Source organism: Kocuria sp. (genome assembly GCF_030538595.1).
Lineage (GTDB): Bacteria > Actinomycetota > Actinomycetes > Actinomycetales > Micrococcaceae > Kocuria.
In genome coordinates, this window is the sequence record NZ_JAUNTS010000014.1 from 81,775 (window position 1) to 97,710 (window position 15,936).

13 protein-coding genes are annotated in these 15,936 nt (G+C 62.8%); 5 read left to right on the forward strand and 8 right to left on the reverse strand.

What is annotated here, in order from left to right; genetic code table 11:
- Positions 1-129: 129 nt before the first annotated feature.
- Complete coding sequence (locus Q4G32_RS11710) at positions 130-1,986, reverse strand: choline/carnitine O-acyltransferase (protein WP_303351625.1); 1,857 nt, start codon at positions 1,984-1,986, stop codon at positions 130-132.
- Positions 1,987-2,021: 35 nt separating this feature from the next.
- Between Q4G32_RS11710 and Q4G32_RS11715 the strand changes: the two genes are divergently transcribed.
- The gene (locus Q4G32_RS11715) at positions 2,022-2,567 is read left to right on the forward strand and encodes a GNAT family N-acetyltransferase (RefSeq protein WP_303351626.1); all 546 of its coding nucleotides are present in this window, start codon (positions 2,022-2,024) and stop codon (positions 2,565-2,567) included.
- A gap of 16 nt (positions 2,568-2,583) precedes the next feature.
- Here Q4G32_RS11715 and Q4G32_RS11720 read toward each other — a convergent pair whose 3' ends face one another.
- From Q4G32_RS11720 to Q4G32_RS14035, 5 genes are all read right to left on the reverse strand, one after another.
- Positions 2,584-3,018: a DUF4233 domain-containing protein gene (locus tag Q4G32_RS11720; RefSeq protein ID WP_303351627.1), complete on the reverse strand. Its 435-nt coding sequence runs from the start codon at positions 3,016-3,018 to the stop codon at positions 2,584-2,586.
- Positions 3,019-3,022: 4 nt separating this feature from the next.
- Positions 3,023-4,402 (reverse strand): bifunctional folylpolyglutamate synthase/dihydrofolate synthase, encoded by a 1,380-nt coding sequence (locus Q4G32_RS11725; protein WP_303351628.1) that lies wholly within the window; start codon positions 4,400-4,402, stop codon positions 3,023-3,025.
- On the reverse strand, positions 4,403-7,867 hold the full coding sequence (ileS, locus tag Q4G32_RS11730) for an isoleucine--tRNA ligase (RefSeq protein ID WP_303351630.1): 3,465 nt from the start codon (positions 7,865-7,867) through the stop codon (positions 4,403-4,405).
- A gap of 306 nt (positions 7,868-8,173) precedes the next feature.
- A complete protein-coding gene (locus Q4G32_RS11735; protein ID WP_303351631.1) occupies positions 8,174-8,653 on the reverse strand; it encodes a type II toxin-antitoxin system VapC family toxin in 480 nt (159 codons plus the stop codon).
- Entirely contained in the window at positions 8,610-8,840 is a 231-nt protein-coding gene (locus tag Q4G32_RS14035; protein ID WP_441327503.1) for a FitA-like ribbon-helix-helix domain-containing protein, read from the reverse strand. Before Q4G32_RS14035 ends, Q4G32_RS11735 begins: the two co-directional genes overlap by 44 nt.
- 189 nt (positions 8,841-9,029) lie before the next feature.
- Between Q4G32_RS14035 and purU the strand changes: the two genes are divergently transcribed.
- Positions 9,030-9,935 carry a formyltetrahydrofolate deformylase gene (purU, locus tag Q4G32_RS11740; protein WP_303351632.1) on the forward strand — a complete coding sequence of 302 codons (906 nt, stop codon included), beginning with the start codon at positions 9,030-9,032 and terminating at the stop codon, positions 9,933-9,935.
- An 86-nt stretch (positions 9,936-10,021) separates the two neighbouring features.
- Here purU and Q4G32_RS11745 read toward each other — a convergent pair whose 3' ends face one another.
- Positions 10,022-10,828 (reverse strand): SDR family oxidoreductase, encoded by an 807-nt coding sequence (locus Q4G32_RS11745; protein ID WP_303351633.1) that lies wholly within the window; start codon positions 10,826-10,828, stop codon positions 10,022-10,024.
- A gap of 120 nt (positions 10,829-10,948) precedes the next feature.
- On the opposite strand from Q4G32_RS11745, the gene Q4G32_RS11750 reads away from it, so the two are divergent.
- Complete coding sequence (locus Q4G32_RS11750; RefSeq protein ID WP_303351634.1) at positions 10,949-11,752, forward strand: transglutaminase-like domain-containing protein; 804 nt, start codon at positions 10,949-10,951, stop codon at positions 11,750-11,752.
- A 25-nt stretch (positions 11,753-11,777) separates the two neighbouring features.
- On the opposite strand, the gene Q4G32_RS11755 is transcribed toward Q4G32_RS11750, so the two are convergent.
- Complete coding sequence (locus Q4G32_RS11755; RefSeq protein WP_303351635.1) at positions 11,778-12,137, reverse strand: DUF488 domain-containing protein; 360 nt, start codon at positions 12,135-12,137, stop codon at positions 11,778-11,780.
- 81 nt (positions 12,138-12,218) lie between these two features.
- On the opposite strand from Q4G32_RS11755, the gene Q4G32_RS11760 reads away from it, so the two are divergent.
- Both Q4G32_RS11760 and valS read left to right on the forward strand, forming a co-directional pair.
- Positions 12,219-13,097: a DUF1648 domain-containing protein gene (locus Q4G32_RS11760; RefSeq protein ID WP_303351636.1), complete on the forward strand. Its 879-nt coding sequence runs from the start codon at positions 12,219-12,221 to the stop codon at positions 13,095-13,097.
- Between the two features lie 113 nt (positions 13,098-13,210).
- Positions 13,211-15,865: a valine--tRNA ligase gene (valS, locus tag Q4G32_RS11765; RefSeq protein WP_303351637.1), complete on the forward strand. Its 2,655-nt coding sequence runs from the start codon at positions 13,211-13,213 to the stop codon at positions 15,863-15,865.
- The last annotated feature ends 71 nt before the right edge of the window (positions 15,866-15,936 follow it).

Below are 15,936 nucleotides of genomic sequence, written 5' to 3' on the forward strand. Positions count from 1 at the left end.
CTGGCAGTAACTTTTTGTGCGCAGTGATCAGGGGGATTTTCGGCAGCAAACGATGCTCGGTCAACTGATGTGACCACAAGGCAATGCACATGGTGTCCGAAGGGACAAACAGCCTCTTGACAGGCGTGGTCAGAGCTGTTGTTGCACCCACTGCTGCAGTACCCGGGCAGCTTGGTCGATCTTCTGACTGAATTCAGCCACGACGGGAGCCAGATGGGCGTGGGAATTGATGACGTATTCGTAGTGATCCGGATACTTGATATATCCAATACCCAAGCCATCCTGCGATGCGGGAGCAAACGCGTAACGGCTGATGGGCTCGGCGACCCCCAGGGAGGTGGTGGACAAGAAGTTCTCCGTCACGGTGGCCCTACCCTCTCCTACCAGGAAGTCAGGTACCGCCTCCCCCGGGTTCACCATCAGTTCGAGTCCTGTGAGATGCCGGTCTATTCCCGCCCCCGCTTTGCACGCCTTCACCCAATCGCGGTGAGCCTCCATGGCGGCGGCACACTGGTCCAATGTGGCGCGTTGGTTGACCAGGGCTTGGGCAAACTCCACGGCTTCCGGCGTCACAGGTCGCAGACATTCGGTGCGGCCGGCTTGATATTCGCGCATGTCAACGGATTCGTAGGCTGCGCGGACTTTACCGAACGTTGCCAGCTGTGCGTAGGTGAGCAGAAGTTGCTGCACGGCGTCGTCGCTGATTTTGATGCCCAAGGCCTGCAGGTCCGGGCGGTCCACGGTCACAGAATCCACCCGCAGTTGCGCACTGCGCTCTCGATACCGTGCCATGTGGTCCTCAATGCGATTGCGCAACTCAGCGCTCATCTCCCACCGCAGCTCGGCCACTTCCGGGGTATGCTCCGCGCCTGGGGCTTCCGGGCCGTCCACATCCAGTTCGCGCATGCGTTGCACTGCAGCCCGGATGGTGGCACCGTCAGCCGCGCTGTGCTCAAAGTGGATGCCCAACCACGGGCTGGCCAGGTCGATCTGATAACTCACCGGCTTGTACGCCCATGAATGTCCCGGCTCAAAAGCCAGTGATCTCAGGCGATCTGACTCACTCAATGTTGGGGTGCCGCTTGCCGCGGGCAAGATGTCGACGACGAACAGTAACCGACTCAGCTGTTCGTAGGTCTCCGCGTTCTCTCTGGTGGACAACAGTTCTTCCAGCAGAGGGGCAGCAATCTCGCTGCCCAGATAGGACAAATCCACGAAACTCAGGTCATCCGCCGGCGCAGTGCTCAGCTCAGTCCGCTCGCTGCGTGTGCGGTCGCACAGGTGGGCCAGGGCCTTGGCGAGGGTTGCGGGTGGAAGGAGTGCGGCGGCGTCGTCAGTGATGGGGGTGGTGAACAATCGCCCGCCGAACAGCAGTCCAATGCGGGCGGCGGCCGGGTCCACCTTGGGTCGGCGAATCTGGTCCCGGTCAGTCATGGGGTGACGAATGCCCGGCGCCAGAACCCCCCACTGGTCCATGTCCAGTGCGGTGCCGCGCGGGTCAATTTCTTGGGGAGTCTGGCCGCGCAGTTCCAGGAGGTGAATCGCAGCGGCTCGGTGCAAGAAATCTGCCACCCTATTGATCCCGGGCTCCAAGGCGAAACCCGACAACTGGAAAGACACACTGGTGGTGAGCGGGAGCGGCGTGCGAGTTTTGAGGTAGCTGTCCTGCCATTCCCGGGAGAGGTAACTGGCACCCTCCCGACCCTGAGCAGCCGCAAATGCAATCAGCCGCTCTTGCAACCGTGGCCCCTCACCCTCCACGAACTCCCGCGCCTGTGCTTCACACCGCTGCATCTGCGGCTCATCCAACAGCGCGCTGGCTGCATGAAGGGTTCGCTGCACGGTCTCCTGCAGATCCGGGACAGGCAGGGGCTTGGGCACCATGGAGGCAAACCTTCCGTCAAGGACCGGGGCGCGCGCTGATTCCGCTGCCTGACGATCAGGGGGCCGGTCTTCGCGCAACTTCTTCCCGTTGAGCTTACCCATGGAGTACGCCATGGCTTGTGCGCGATAGTTACCCCATGGACCTGACCCGACACATCACCGCCGAGGGCACGGATTACACCGTTGACCGTGCACGTGAACACGACATCCAAGACATCGTGACACTACTGAGGGACGATCCCCTGGGGAGTCAGCGTGAGTCCGCAAACCCGCAGGACTACCTGGCCGCCTTCCGCCAGATCGACGCCGATCCACACCAATTCTTGGGCGTGGTCAAAGACGACCAAGGTTCGATGGTGGGCACCATGCAGCTGACTGTGATCCCCAGCCTTTCCCGAAGTGCATCTCAACGCATGCTGATCGAGGCCGTACGAATCGCAGCGGATCATCGCGGCTCAGGTTTGGGTTCGGCAATGTTCGCCTGGGTCCATGAATATGCTCGCCGCCGGGGTGTTGCCTTGGTTCAACTCACCACAGACCGCTCCCGCTCCGATGCCCAGCGCTTTTACGAGCGTTTGGGATATGTGCCCAGCCACATTGGCTACAAGCTGGATCTCAACAACAGCCCGGCCCGCAGGATTGAGCTGCCTGCGCACACCGCGCCGTGGGATGAAGTTGGCTGAGTGCCGACGATGGACTTCAGCCCTCCTGCGCCGCCCTGTGGTCCAGCTCCGCCTGGTAGCGCTCAGCGTTCTCCCGGTCCATGGCCGCGCCCTTGGTCACGGCGTACCACCACAGGAGAACGAACAACGCACCCAACACAAACATGGCAGGCAGGAAAAACCCGGTCAGCATCATCCACACCTGAAGCACCCAGCCGGCTGCCACACCCCACGGCTTGCGCAGGACCGCGCAGCACAGAATGAACAACACGGCCAGCACGGACCCGCCGATCAGCACCCACAGACGGTTGGGATGTTCTGGCCCCCACAGGCCAAAGACCGTGAGTGCACCGAAGAAGACCACAAAAGCCTCCATGGTCAGCACGGTGGAGGCGAACATCATTTTGATAGATCGCGGCTTTTTGATCTGGTTGGGTCGCCATTCACGCTGGGCCTTGGTCATGCGAGCCATGCGGTCAGCCTTTCAGAATCTGCCGGGCTTCACCGGCAACCGTCACGGAGCCTGTGATCAACACGGCGGTTTCGCCCTTCTCGGCATCTTCCATCCGGGCGGCTTGCAGTGCGGCGGCTACGGCGTCGTTCACCGAATCCGCGCTGTGCACCGAGCCCTCCGGGAAACCCAAGTCAACGGCCGCCTGGGCCAGTGCCTCCGGCTCCACGGCGCGCGCCGAGTCCGACGCCGTGAACCACCACTGAGTGTCCACATGCGCGTAACCGTCCAGGAGCCCTTGCAGAATGCCGTCCACGTCCTTGTCACCCAGCACACCGACGACGCCGTACAGCCGTTCCGGATGAAATGTCTCCACCAGAGCTGCGGTCGAGGCGGCGATACCGTGCGGATTGTGGGCGGCGTCAATCACCACGGGCGGGGAGGGCTGTATGAGTTCCAAACGCCCGGGAGAGGTCGCTGCCCCCAATCCGTCACGCACAATGTCCTCGGCCAGGGGTTTCTCTCCCCCACCCACAAACGCCTCAACCGCAGCAATCGCCAAGGCCGCATTGGAAGCCTGGTGCGCGCCCAGAATCGGAAGCAACAGATCTGGATAGGTCGCAGCCAGTCCGCGGACCGTGATCTGTTGGCCGCCCACGCCCGGCAAGCGTTCCTCAACGCCGAACTCCAATCCCTCGAACCGGAACGGCACGCCCAACTCCTGCGCTTTTTCGAGAAGCACCTGAGCGGCGTCCGGGTCCTGGGCTGCGGAGACCAGGAAGCCCTCAGACTTGATGATCCCCGCCTTTTCGTGGGCGATGTCCTCCACCGTGTCCCCCAGCAGATCCGTGTGGTCCAGGTCGATGGGCGTCACCACGGACACCGCCGCATCAGCCACATTGGTGGCATCCCACACCCCGCCCAGTCCCACTTCCAGGACCATCACATCCACGGGAGCATCCGCAAACACCGCAAAGGCCAACACCGTCATCAACTCGAAATACGTCAACTGAGGTGCCCCGGCCTCAGCCAGCCGCGCATCCACAACGACGACGTACGGCGCCACCTCATTGAAAACCCGCACGAACGTTTCATCATCCACGGGTTCACCGTCCACGCTGATGCGTTCGGTGACTCGTTCCAGGTGGGGTGAGGTGTAGCGCCCCACCCGCAGGTCTTGGGCCAACAGCAAGGACTCAATCATCCGTGCCGTGGAGGTCTTGCCGTTGGTCCCCGTGATGTGGATGGCCGGTGCTGAGCGGTGGGGATCGCCCAAGACCTCCACCATCTGCTGCATGGCATCCAAGCGCGGGGCCATCTTGTTCTCGGGCGCGCGGTCCAAGAGGAACTGGTAGACGTCCTCAACCGTTTCGACCTCCGGGAGATCCCAAGGATCGTTGCTCATTCAGTTGGCCTTCCTGATTCGCACAACCACGACTTCGCCCGACCCTAGCCGCGCCGCCGTGCCCTCACCACTCGATGCACTGCCGGTAGCTAGCGGCCCCTCATCGAGACCATCGAAAGTCGCTTGATCCCCATCGGAGACTTTCTCATTCGTCCACAAGACGAAGTTCGCAAGTGTTGCCTGGGCGACAAGTTCCTCAAATTGCTGCACTTGCTCTGCCCATTCTTGGCTTCCCTGGACCAAGACCATAATCCGGTCGGAAACTTGCAAGTCCTGCGCTCGACGGTCGGCTTGGATCGCGCGGATCAAGTCACGGGCATCACCTTCGGCTTCAAGTTCCGGAGTGAGTTCAGTGTCCAGAACCAGGAACCCGCCACCGGGCAGCACGGACACGGCACCTGAACCGGCGTCGTCAGAGACCACCGTTTCCAGTTGGTACTCACCGTCCACCAGTTCAACGCCACCGGCGGTGACGGTGCCGTCGTCGTTGATCTGCCAGTCCCCGGTCTTGGTGGCCTTGATGACTGACTGCACGCCCTTCCCCAGGCGCGGACCTGCGGCGCGGGCGTTGACCTTGATCTGCTGGGAGATGCCGAAGTCAGCGGGGCTGGTGTCAACAGTGTCCAGCAAGGTGACGGATTTGAGGTTGAGCTCATCAGCGATGATCTGCTCGAACGTCCCCGCCAAGTCCTTGCCCCCGGGAACGGCCACGGTCAGACCAGCCAAAGGCTGGCGGACGCGCAGCTTGTGGGCCTTGCGCAACGCCGAACCGGCAGAAGCCACCGTGCGGGTGGTTTCCATGCGCTCCACCAGAGCAAGGTCCTCGGCACCATGCGGGAACTGGTCCGCCTCCGGCCAGTCCGTGAGATGCACCGAACGGCCGCCGGTCAGTCCGCGCCAGATCTCCTCCGAGATCAGCGGCAGCAAAGAAGCTGAGAGCCGTGTGGTGGTTTCCAGCACGGTGTAGAGCACGTCAAAAGCAACCGGGTCTTCGTCAAAGAACCGGTCACGCGAGCGGCGCACGTACCAGTTGGTCACCAGCTCCATGTGGCTGCGCAGGGCATCGGCGGCCCCCCAGATGTCGTAGTCATCGAACTTCTGACCCACCTCCCGCACGGTTGCCCCGGTGCGGGTCAGGACGTAGCGGTCCATGACGTTCTCGGAGTCATAGCGAGCAGACGCCTGGTAGCCAGCACCGTTGTTCGCGGCGTTGGCGTAGAGGCTGAAGAAGTACCACGTGCTCCACAGCGGCAGCAGCATTTGCCGGGTGGCCTCCCGGATGCCTTCCTCGGTCACAATCAGATTGCCGCCGCGCAAGATGGCACTGGAGAGTAGGAACCAGCGCATGGCATCGGCGCCGTCACGGTCCAGAACCTCGTAGACGTCAGGGTAATTGCGCAGGGATTTGGACATTTTCTGCCCATCCGAGCCCAGCACAATGCCGTGAGAAATCACGTTGCGGAAGGCCGGACGATCAAAGAGAGCCGTGGCCAAGATGTGCAGGGTGTAGAACCAGCCGCGGGTCTGGCCGATGTACTCCACAATGAAGTCGCCCGGGTTGTGGGTGTTGAACCACTGTTCGTTTTCCATGGGGTAGTGCACCTGGGCGTAGGGCATGGACCCCGAATCAAACCAGACGTCCAAGACCTCCGGCACGCGGCGCATGGTGGCACCGGCGGCAGCGGCCTCCGGATCGGGGTGGGGCCGGGTCAGATCGTCGATCCAGGGACGGTGCAAGTCAACCTCGCCTGCGGCGTTGAGCGGAAGCCGCCCGAAATCACGTTCCAGCTCCGCCAGTGAGCCGTACACGTCCCGGCGCGGGAAACGTGCATCATCCGACTCCCACACGGGGATGGGTGAACCCCAGTAGCGGTTACGAGAAATGGACCAGTCACGGGCATTTTCCAGCCACTTACCAAACTGGCCGTGCTTGACGTTGCCTGGAATCCAGTTGATCTCTTCGTTCAGTTCCAGCATCCGGTCCTTGATCCGGGTGACCTCCACAAACCAAGAATCCACGGCCCGGTAGATCAAAGGGTTACGGCAGCGCCAGCAGTGCGGGTACGAGTGCAGGTAGGAGTCCTGCTTGACCAGCAGGTTCCGCTCCCGCAGATTGCGAATGATGGTTCGGGACACCTCGGGGTTGAACACATTGAGCCCTGCAATCGGGGCCAAGGCAGCCTCAGTCGACACGGACGTGTCAGCCAACCAGGGCAGGAACTCCCCCGAATCCCCCACGGAGAGCACCACGGGGATGCCGTATTCAGCGGTGGCCTTCTGGTCATCCTCACCGTAGGCCGGAGCCTGGTGCACCAGGCCGGTGCCGTCCGTGGTGGTCACGTAGTCGGCAACGATGATCTGCCACGAGTTCGCCACGTCTTGCCCCGGCCCCAGTTCCACCAAGGTGGTGGGCAGATTGCCCAGGTAATCCCACAGCGGCTCATACTTCAGCCCCTCCAGTTGCGCACCCTGGTACCGAGCAACCACACCGCCCTGCGCAGCCTCAGCGTCCTCATATCCCAGGGCTTTGGCGTGGGCGCCCAGCAGGCCCTCGGCCAACAGGAACTTCCGCCCCTCCAACTCGCCGGCACCAGCGACCACCACGTAGTCGATGCCTGGGCCGACCGCGAGCGCCTGGTTGGTGGGCAACGTCCAGGGGGTGGTGGTCCACGCCAGAGCCTCGACCCCGGCCAGCTCGGAGGCCAGTTCGGCGGTGGCGGCAGGTGCGGCGTCGTCGTCTATCTTCCCGTTGACAGCCAACTCGCCGGTCAATCGGAAGGCGACCGTGACGGTCTGATCGGTGCGGTCCTGGTAGACGTCGTCATCCATGCGCAGCTCGTGGTTGGACAGAGGGGTCTCGTCCTTCCAGCAGTACGGCAGCACGCGGTAGCCCTTGTAGACCAGACCCTTCTTGTCCAGCTCGGCGAAGGCGTGGATGACCGACTCCATGTAGTCCACGTTGAGCGTCTTGTAGTCGTTCTCAAAGTCCACCCAGCGGGCCTGGCGGGTGACGTAATCCTGCCATTCGGTGGCATACTCCATCACGGATTCACGGCAGGCGTCGTTGAAGCGGTCGATGCCCATGGCCTCGATCTGCTTCTTGTCATTCATGCCCAGCTGCTTCATGGCCTCCAGCTCGGCGGGCAACCCGTGGGTGTCCCAGCCAAAGCGACGCTCCACGCGCTTGCCCTTCTGCGTCTGGTAGCGGGCCACCAGGTCTTTGGCGTAGCCAGTCAGCAAGTGTCCGTAGTGGGGCAGGCCGTTGGCGAACGGGGGGCCGTCGTAGAACACGAACTCGTTGGAGCCGTTCTCCCCCGCCGGGCGCTGGTCAATACTGGCCTGGAAGGTGTTGTTTTCCTTCCAGTAGGCCAGCACACGCTCTTCAATCTCCGGGAAGCGCGGGGAGCTGGGCACGCCCTGGTTGTCCGGGTTGGTGCTCGCCTGGGGATACAGCGGCTGGTTCACTTCGCGTACGTCCTTGCCTTGGTGCTACGTCTTTCGACTTGGCTGCAAGGACGCCTCCGGCCCGGTGGGGCAGGTGACGCGGTACCACCTCGCTTGCATCCACAGGGATTCACGACGACGGGCGCGCTGCGCCGTCGTCGGTTGCCCCCAAGCGGATGCCGCTTGATTGCAGGCTGTCACGGGCCTGACCCGTTCGGTTCTACTGAGGTCCGCGTTGGCGCGGGCCCGTTCTTCCGAAGAGCTCCCCGGTGATGGCCGGATCAGTGCTCAAGCTGGGGTCCAGTGTACGCGCTCAAGGGGTGATCATCATTCACGGAGGGGTTCGATGGCGATCAGATCCGAAAATCGCTGAAAATGGCGGATATTCGCAGTCACAATCGCGTTCGCGCCGTGTTCCAAAGCCACGGCCACCACATTGGCATCATGAACTTGTTTGCCTTGTGCATTTTCGCGCTGAATCATGTGCTTGAGCCGGCTTGCACTGGCAGAGTTTTCGGGCAGCAGAACCATGTCCTCAAGGAGTTGGTCAAGGTTTTCGACCGCGAAAGCTCCGGACATGCCCAGGCCGTTCGCTTCAGCAGGTCTCGTCGCTGTGGCCAGGTACTCCCGCATGATCTGCGACGTGATGGCCAAACGCCGAGTGTCGAAATTCAACAGATCCAAGGCCTCGCGATGCGCCGTACGGGCACGGCTGGTTGCTGTTATGAGAACGTTGGTGTCGACCACCACCAGGTCCGTCGGGCTAGCGTTCGTCATCGCCGTAGTGAGTGGATCGGTCGAACTCAAGATCACCACCAGTGTCAACCGTGTGCAATTGGAGCCGACGCGGACGCGCCCCATGGAGAGGTTCCGCTGCTAGTTGCTCTAGGGCATCACGCAGTTCCTGCTGAACAGAAACACCATGTCTCGCGGCGCGACGCTTGATGGCAGCGACCGTCTCGTCGGGTACATCACGAATGTGTAGAGCTGGCATAACTAGACGGTAGCACCGAGTGCTAGCGGAAAGATAGGTCAAGGCTGACCACAAGTGGACGATCACGACCTCTCGCCAACCAGCCGCGTGTCACAGTGAACGCTGCACGCGCAACATCCCACGCACTGACCTGTGGGACCATGGTCGGCAGCCATCATCCGCACACAGTTCTATGGAGGCCGCAGCTTCATGGCCCAGCGCATTGTCCGCGTCACCTGCCCCGACCGTCCCGGCCTGGTGGGCACCATCACCACCGCGTTTGCGGACAGAGGTATGAACATCCTTCAGCTGGACCAGTTCACGGACGCGGACGCCCTCCCCCAGACCGGCGCACCCGTTCACGGCTCCTCGGGCGGTTCCTTCTTCTTCCGCGCCGTGGTGGACTCCCCCGCTGATCGCACCCCCAACGACGACGCCGCTGACGCGGAGTTCCACCGCCTTCACGAACGCCTGACCAACTCCGTGGACGAATCCACGGTGGAGATCCAGCCGCACCCGTCACACCTGCGGGTAACGGTGTTGGCCTCCAAAACCGATCACTGCTTGGTGGAAATGATCAGACGCGCCCAGACCGGCCAGTTGGCCGGAGAGGTCGTCAAGGTGGTCTCCAACCACGACTCCCACCAGGCCCTGTGCGACTTCCACGGCATCCCCTACCAGGTGGTCCCCAACGCTGACCTCACCAAAGAAGAGCATGAAGCCGCTGTGCTGGCGGCGATTGGCGACGACGTCGATGTCATCGTCCTGGCCCGTTACATGCGAATCCTCAGCGATGACTTCCTACAGAAGGCCCCCACTCCAATCATCAACATCCACCACTCATTCCTGCCGTCGTTCATCGGCGCCAACCCGTATCAGCGGGCCCATGACCGGGGCGTGAAAATGATCGGTGCCACCGCCCATTACGTCACAGCAGACCTGGATGAGGGACCGATCATTGAGCAGGACGTGGTGCGGGTGGATCACCGCCACAGCAAGGATCAGCTGGTGCAGTCGGGCGCCGACGTCGAACGCAGCGTGCTCTACCGCGCGGTGAAAGCCCACTGTGAGGGCCGAATCTTCCTGGATGGGGACCGCACCGTGGTTTTCGGCTGAGGCAGCAAGACTGAACCCTCACGTGACTCGCCCATCAGATGCTGATGGGCGAGTCACGTGAGGGTTCAGCGTAGGGACCACAACCCTTACTTGCGGATGACCTTGTGCTGGGCTGCCTGGGCCACGGGGCGCATGGTGATCAGGTCCAGATTCACGTGGTGGGGCAGATTCAGTGCGTACGCGCAGACACCAGCCACGTCCTGGGAGGTCAGAGGCTTCTCCACGCCGGCGTAAACCTTGTCCGCCTTGGACTGATCCCCCAGTCGCATGAGCGAGAACTCAGGGGTGTGCACCATGCCCGGTGCCACCTCGATCACCCGGATGTTGTGCTCAGCCTCTTCCAAGCGCAAAGCCTGAGTCAGCGCCCGCTCGCCGGACTTGGCCGCGTTGTACCCGGACCCACCCTCATAGGCGTGCTCTGCAGCGGTGGAGGTCAGGTTCAGGATGGTGCCCTCACCGTTGGCCCTCAATGCCGGCAGGAACGCCCGCACCACACGCATGGTGCCCATGACATTGACCTGGAACATGAACTCCCAGTCATCATCTTTGGCATCGCCCACCGGGTCGGTACCGCGAGCGCCACCGGAGATGTTCACCAACGCGTCCACCGTGCCCTGCTCCTGCAGCACCCGGTCCCGTAAGGCTTCTACTTGTTGCTGATCCGTGAGGTCGGTGGCCACCGGCACCACCCCGATCTCCTGGGCCAAGGCGTCCAGGCGGTCAGCGCGGCGAGCCACCGCGTAAACAATCCACCCATCAGCTCTCAGTTTCCTGGCTGTGGCTTCTCCGATTCCGGTGGATGCACCGGTCACAACGGCCACCGGGGAACGGTCGTCGTCGTTGCTTGTGGAAGTCTCAGCAGTGTGGGGCAGCGCGGTGGCGTTGTCAGTCATGGTCCCCACGGTAGCGGGCGGGCGCGTTGTGTTGCCAGGATCACCGGGCGTGGGGGCTTTGAAATCGGCTACTGTAAGGCGGCTGCATTCCGGCAGCGCAGCCCAGGAGCGGGGGGAAACGTGGCACATCAAGGTTCGGAAATCACCGCACACATTTCTGGCACAGCCAGCGCGTATGCGGAATTGGTGTTCTCCGTTGCAGTGGCCCATGGGACCGAGGTGGACCAGGAAAACATCACCTGCACCCTGGATGGCCAGCCCGTGGAACTGACGGAGATCGAATCGGTGCACGGGACCCGCTTGCACAAAGCCGTGGTGGAGGCCGGTGAGGTTGACTTCAGCTATCGAGCCGTGACCGGGGAATCCGGTGCCGCAGCAGACTTTGACGACAATCAGGACATTTTGTATCGGCGGCCTTCGCGCTACAGCGAGTCCGACAAACTGACCCCGCTGGCCAAGGAGTTGTTCGGGAATCTCTCCGGGCAGGAGTTGGTGACTGCCGTGGGGCAGTGGGTGCACCGGCATCTGAGCTACGTGTTGGGTTCCTCCGGCCCCACCGACGGCGCCGTGGACACCTACCTTGCGCGCAGTGGCGTGTGCCGGGATTTTGCCCACCTGACCGTGGCTCTGCTGCGGGCCTGCCAACTGCCCGCACGCCTGGTGTCGGTCTACGCACCGGGTTTGAGTCCCATGGATTTCCACGCGGTGGCGGAGGTTGCCGTGGACGGGGCCTGGCAGGTGGTGGACACCACGCAGTTGGCCCCGCGGCAGTCACTGGTGCGGATTGCCACGGGCCGGGATGCTTCAGACACCGCTTTCTTGACCTCAATTCACAGTGACTTTGACCTGAACTCCATGAACGTCACCGCCGTTGCGTTGGGTGAGCTTCCCTACGACGACGTCACTCAGCCCGTCAGCCTGTGAACACCCGTTCAGGGGCGCGCGCCCGTCACTGCCCCAAACGCTCCTGCAACCAATCGCGCAGCACCACGGCCTCATTGTGCTCGGTGTCCTTGGCGTCAAAGAGCAAAGTCACCGTTGCCCGGTCCTTGATCTGATCAGCCAACTCGGCCGCCGCACCATTGGCATCCAGTTCCTTGCGGTACCGCTTGACGAACTCGTCCCACTTGGCGGGATCGTGGCCGAACCATTTGCGCAGTTCGGTGGAGGGCGCCACCTCCTTGTCCCGTTCATCCAGGTCGGCCTTTTCCTTGGACACCCCCCGCGGCCACAGCCGGTCCACCAGGATCCGCTCGCCATCCTGATCGCTGGGCGTGTCACGTACTCGCTTGATCTTGATCTCAGTCATGCCACCACGCTACTCCCCCGGTCACTGCCGCTCCTTGACGGGCGTCACCTACGCTGGAACGACGACGACGGAGGAAGCCACGTGACTCATTCGCCCACAACCCACCCCACGGAGATGCCATCGGCAGCAGATCGGCCGTCAACCTCTGATGGGTTGCCGACCGGGGTCTGGCTGCGCCAGCTCCAAGAGGATGGTTACCGGCCTTACACCTGGTCCAACCGGGCGGGACTGATCCCGGTGGGGATCGGCGTCGTGGTGGTGCTGGCCACGTTGGCGGTGGCGTGGCTGGTGTGGGACCGGTTGCCTGAGCAGGTGCCGCTGCACACCGGTGCCGATGGTCAGGTGACACGGTGGGGAGAAAAGACCGTGGGCAATGTGCTCATGGGACCGCTGATGGGCGGTGGCGGCATGCTGCTGGCCATGGTGGTGGTTTTGGGTGTGGCCGGATTGCTCCGGCCACGGCCATCCACTGCCCCGGGAACAGGTGCCGACAGTCTGGGAACCATGGTGCGGCAAGCAGCCACCATGACCGCCATGATGCAAGCTGCTGGGTGGGGATGTCTGGGTTTCCTGCTGGCCATCACGGCATTGGAAGTTCCCCGGTGGATATGGGGATATGACACTGCATCGCCCGTGTGGCTCTTTGGCGTGGGCATCCTGGTGCTGGTGGGACTGCAATGGGTCTTCGGGCGCCGTGTCCGGAGCAGGATTGAAGGTGAGCTGGCTGCCCTGGAGGTTCCGGTGGGGCCGCAGACCGAGCGTGAGCTGGAGGCTTGGCGTTACGTCACCGTGGTGGATGATCCGTCAGGGCCGCTGTGGGTTCCTCTTGGCGTCCCCAGCACCAACTTCACCGTGAACATCGCCAAACCACTGGGCAAGGTATTGGCTCTGGGCTTTGTGGGGTTGCTGCTGGCACTGGCTCTGGGGCTGCTGCTCATGCCTCTGCTGCTGGGTAGCTGATTCCTCTGGATGTGTGAGGCCCGGCGGATGTGCTGGAGTGTGCGTTCAGGATCATGGCCGGAGCCCTCAGACAATCGCCGTGCAGAACCGTCAAACATGAAAGACTGGCCCGCATGGCTGAAAACACGCAGGGCACAGACACGCCCACCACCGTGAATTACCCGGACAAGCCCGCATTGGAGGGTCTGGAGGAGAAGTACTCGCAGCAGTGGCGCGAGCACGGCACTTTCGCCTTTGATCCAGACACCACCCGCGAGCAGGTTTATTCGATTGACACTCCCCCACCCACAGCTTCAGGATCGCTGCACGTGGGGCACATGTTCTCCTACACGCAGACCGATGTGATCGCCCGCTACCAGCGGATGACCGGCAAAAACGTGTTCTACCCGTTGGGCTGGGATGACAACGGTTTGCCCACCGAACGCCGCGTGCAGAACTACTACGGTGTGCGCTGCGATCCCACCTACACCTACGTTGAGGGCTATCGCCCGCCGGAGAAGCCCGCCAAGAACCAGCGCGACTGGGACGTGGTCTCCCGCCGGAACTTCATTGAACTCTGTGAGGAATTGGCGGTTGAGGACGAAAAGGTCTTTGAGCACCTGTTCGCCACCTTGGGTCTCTCCGTGGACTGGTCCCGGACGTACCGCACCATTGACGACCACTCGCGCAAGGTGTCCCAGCTGGCCTTCCTGAAGGATCTGGAAGCGGGCAACGCGTACATGGCCGAGGCCCCCACCATGTGGGACGTCACCTTCCGCACCGCCGTGGCTCAGGCCGAGATCGAGGACAAGGAACGCGACGGCGCCTACCACCGGGTCTCCTTCCACGGGGCCGACGGTGCCAAGGTGTTCATTGAGACCACCCGCCCGGAACTGCTGCCCGCCTGTGTGGCCCTGGTGGCTCACCCGGACGATGAGCGCTATCAACCGCTGTTCGGCACCACGGTGCGTTCGCCGCTGTTCGACGTCGAGGTGGAGGTCAAAGCTCACCCCCTGGCTCAGCCTGACAAGGGTTCGGGCATTGCCATGATCTGTACGTTCGGTGACCTGACGGACGTCACCTGGTGGCGTGAACTGGAGCTGCCCACACGCGCGTTGATCGGCCGCGACGGCCGCTTTGCCTCAGAGACTCCGGAGTGGATTCACGACGGCGCCCCCACCGAGCGCTACGCCAACGTGGCCGGCAAAACCGTGTTCTCCGCCCAACAGGCCGTGGTGGAAATGCTGCGGGAATCCGGCGATCTGGAGGGCGAGCCCAAAAAGATCACCCACCCGGTGAACTTTTACGAAAAGGGCGACAAACCCCTGGAAGTGGTCACCTCCCGCCAGTGGTACATCCGCAACGGTGGTCGGGACGCTGCGCGTCGGGAAACCCTGATCAGCAGAGGCCGGGAGATGTCTTGGCACCCGGCTTTCATGCGCTCCCGGTACGAAAACTGGATCGAGGGCCTCAACGGAGACTGGCTGGTGTCCCGCCAGCGCTACTTTGGCGTGCCCATCCCGGTCTGGTATCCGGTGAACAACGACGGCGACCCGGACTACGCCAGTCCCATTCTGCCCGCCGCTGACCATCTGCCGGTGGACCCAGCCGCCGAACCGGCACCGGGCTTCACGGAAGATCAGCGAGATGTTGCCGGTGGCTTCACGGGTGATCCCGATGTCCTGGACACCTGGGCCACGTCCTCCCTGACACCGCAGATCGCCACCGGCTGGGCTGTTGACGATGACCTGCACAAGGTCACCTTCCCCATGGACCTGCGCCCGCAGGGGCACGACATCATCCGAACCTGGCTGTTCTCCACGGCCGTGCGCTCGGACTCCCTGGAGAACTCCGTGCCCTGGACCAACACCGCGCTGTCCGGCTGGATTCTGGACCCGGACCGCAAGAAGATGTCCAAGTCCAAGGGCAACGTGGTGGTTCCCAACGAGGTCCTGGAGAAGTACGGCTCGGATGCCGTGCGCTACTGGGCTACTTCTGCCCGTCTGGGTGCTGACACGGCCTATGACGAAGGCCAGATGAAGATTGGCCGTCGTCTGGCCATCAAGCTGCTCAACGCCTCCAAGTTTGTGCTGGGGCAGGGCGTCACGGAGGCTTCCGTGATCGGAGGGGATCTGGCCTCCGCGGCTGACGCCTCCGTGCTGACCAACGGCCTGGACCGGGCACTGCTGGCGCGGCTGCGAGAAGTGGTGGCCCAGTCCTCAGAGGCTTTTGCCAAGTACGAATACGCCCGTGCCCTGCAGCTGACGGAATTCTTCTTCTGGACCTTCACGGATGACTACGTGGAGCTGGTCAAGGACCGCGCTTACGGTGCCCGCGGTGAAGCTGAGCAGGCTTCCGTCCACGCGGCCCTGGCCACCACCTTGGACACCTTGCTCCGTCTGTTCGCCCCGTTCATCCCGTTCGCCACGGAAGAGGTCTGGTCCTGGTGGCGTTCGGGTTCCGTGCACCGGGCTGCATGGCCCACGGCGGAGTCCTTTGCCTCGGCAGTGGCCGACGCCGATCCGGGCGTGCTCACCACTGTGGGCCAGGCCCTGTCCGGTCTGCGCAAGTCCAAGTCGGAGGCCAAGGTCAAGCAGCGCACCGAGGTTCTCTCCGGCACGGTCACGGGGTCTGCCGCCCAGGTGGCTCAGCTGCAGGTGGGGTTGGATGACCTCAAAGCAGCTGGCAATGCCCGCGAGCTGACCCTGGCCGAAGGTGTGATTGACGACGGCGGCCTGCTGGTCACCGACGTCGTTCTGGCCGAGCCGGAGGAAGCTCCCGCCAACTGAGACCTGCCCGAGTGTGCCGAGTGGCCGGTTGTGTGGCTCCTGAACTGTTCAGGAGCCACACAACCGGCCAC

Bases quoted from the DNA above. Each gene is read 5' to 3' on its own strand.
- Q4G32_RS11720 (WP_303351627.1), bottom strand. From the start codon at position 3,018: ATGGCTCGCATGACCAAGGCCCAGCGTGAATGGCGACCCAACCAGATC.
- Q4G32_RS11755 (WP_303351635.1), bottom strand. From the start codon at position 12,137: ATGACTGAGATCAAGATCAAGCGAGTACGTGACACGCCCAGCGATCAG.
- valS (WP_303351637.1), top strand. From the start codon at position 13,211: ATGGCTGAAAACACGCAGGGCACAGACACGCCCACCACCGTGAATTAC.
- Q4G32_RS14035 (WP_441327503.1), bottom strand. From the start codon at position 8,840: ATGCCAGCTCTACACATTCGTGATGTACCCGACGAGACGGTCGCTGCC.
- Q4G32_RS11710 (WP_303351625.1), bottom strand. From the start codon at position 1,986: ATGGGTAAGCTCAACGGGAAGAAGTTGCGCGAAGACCGGCCCCCTGAT.
- purU (WP_303351632.1), top strand. From the start codon at position 9,030: ATGGCCCAGCGCATTGTCCGCGTCACCTGCCCCGACCGTCCCGGCCTG.
- Q4G32_RS11745 (WP_303351633.1), bottom strand. From the start codon at position 10,828: ATGACTGACAACGCCACCGCGCTGCCCCACACTGCTGAGACTTCCACA.
- Q4G32_RS11715 (WP_303351626.1), top strand. From the start codon at position 2,022: ATGGACCTGACCCGACACATCACCGCCGAGGGCACGGATTACACCGTT.
- Q4G32_RS11725 (WP_303351628.1), bottom strand. From the start codon at position 4,402: ATGAGCAACGATCCTTGGGATCTCCCGGAGGTCGAAACGGTTGAGGAC.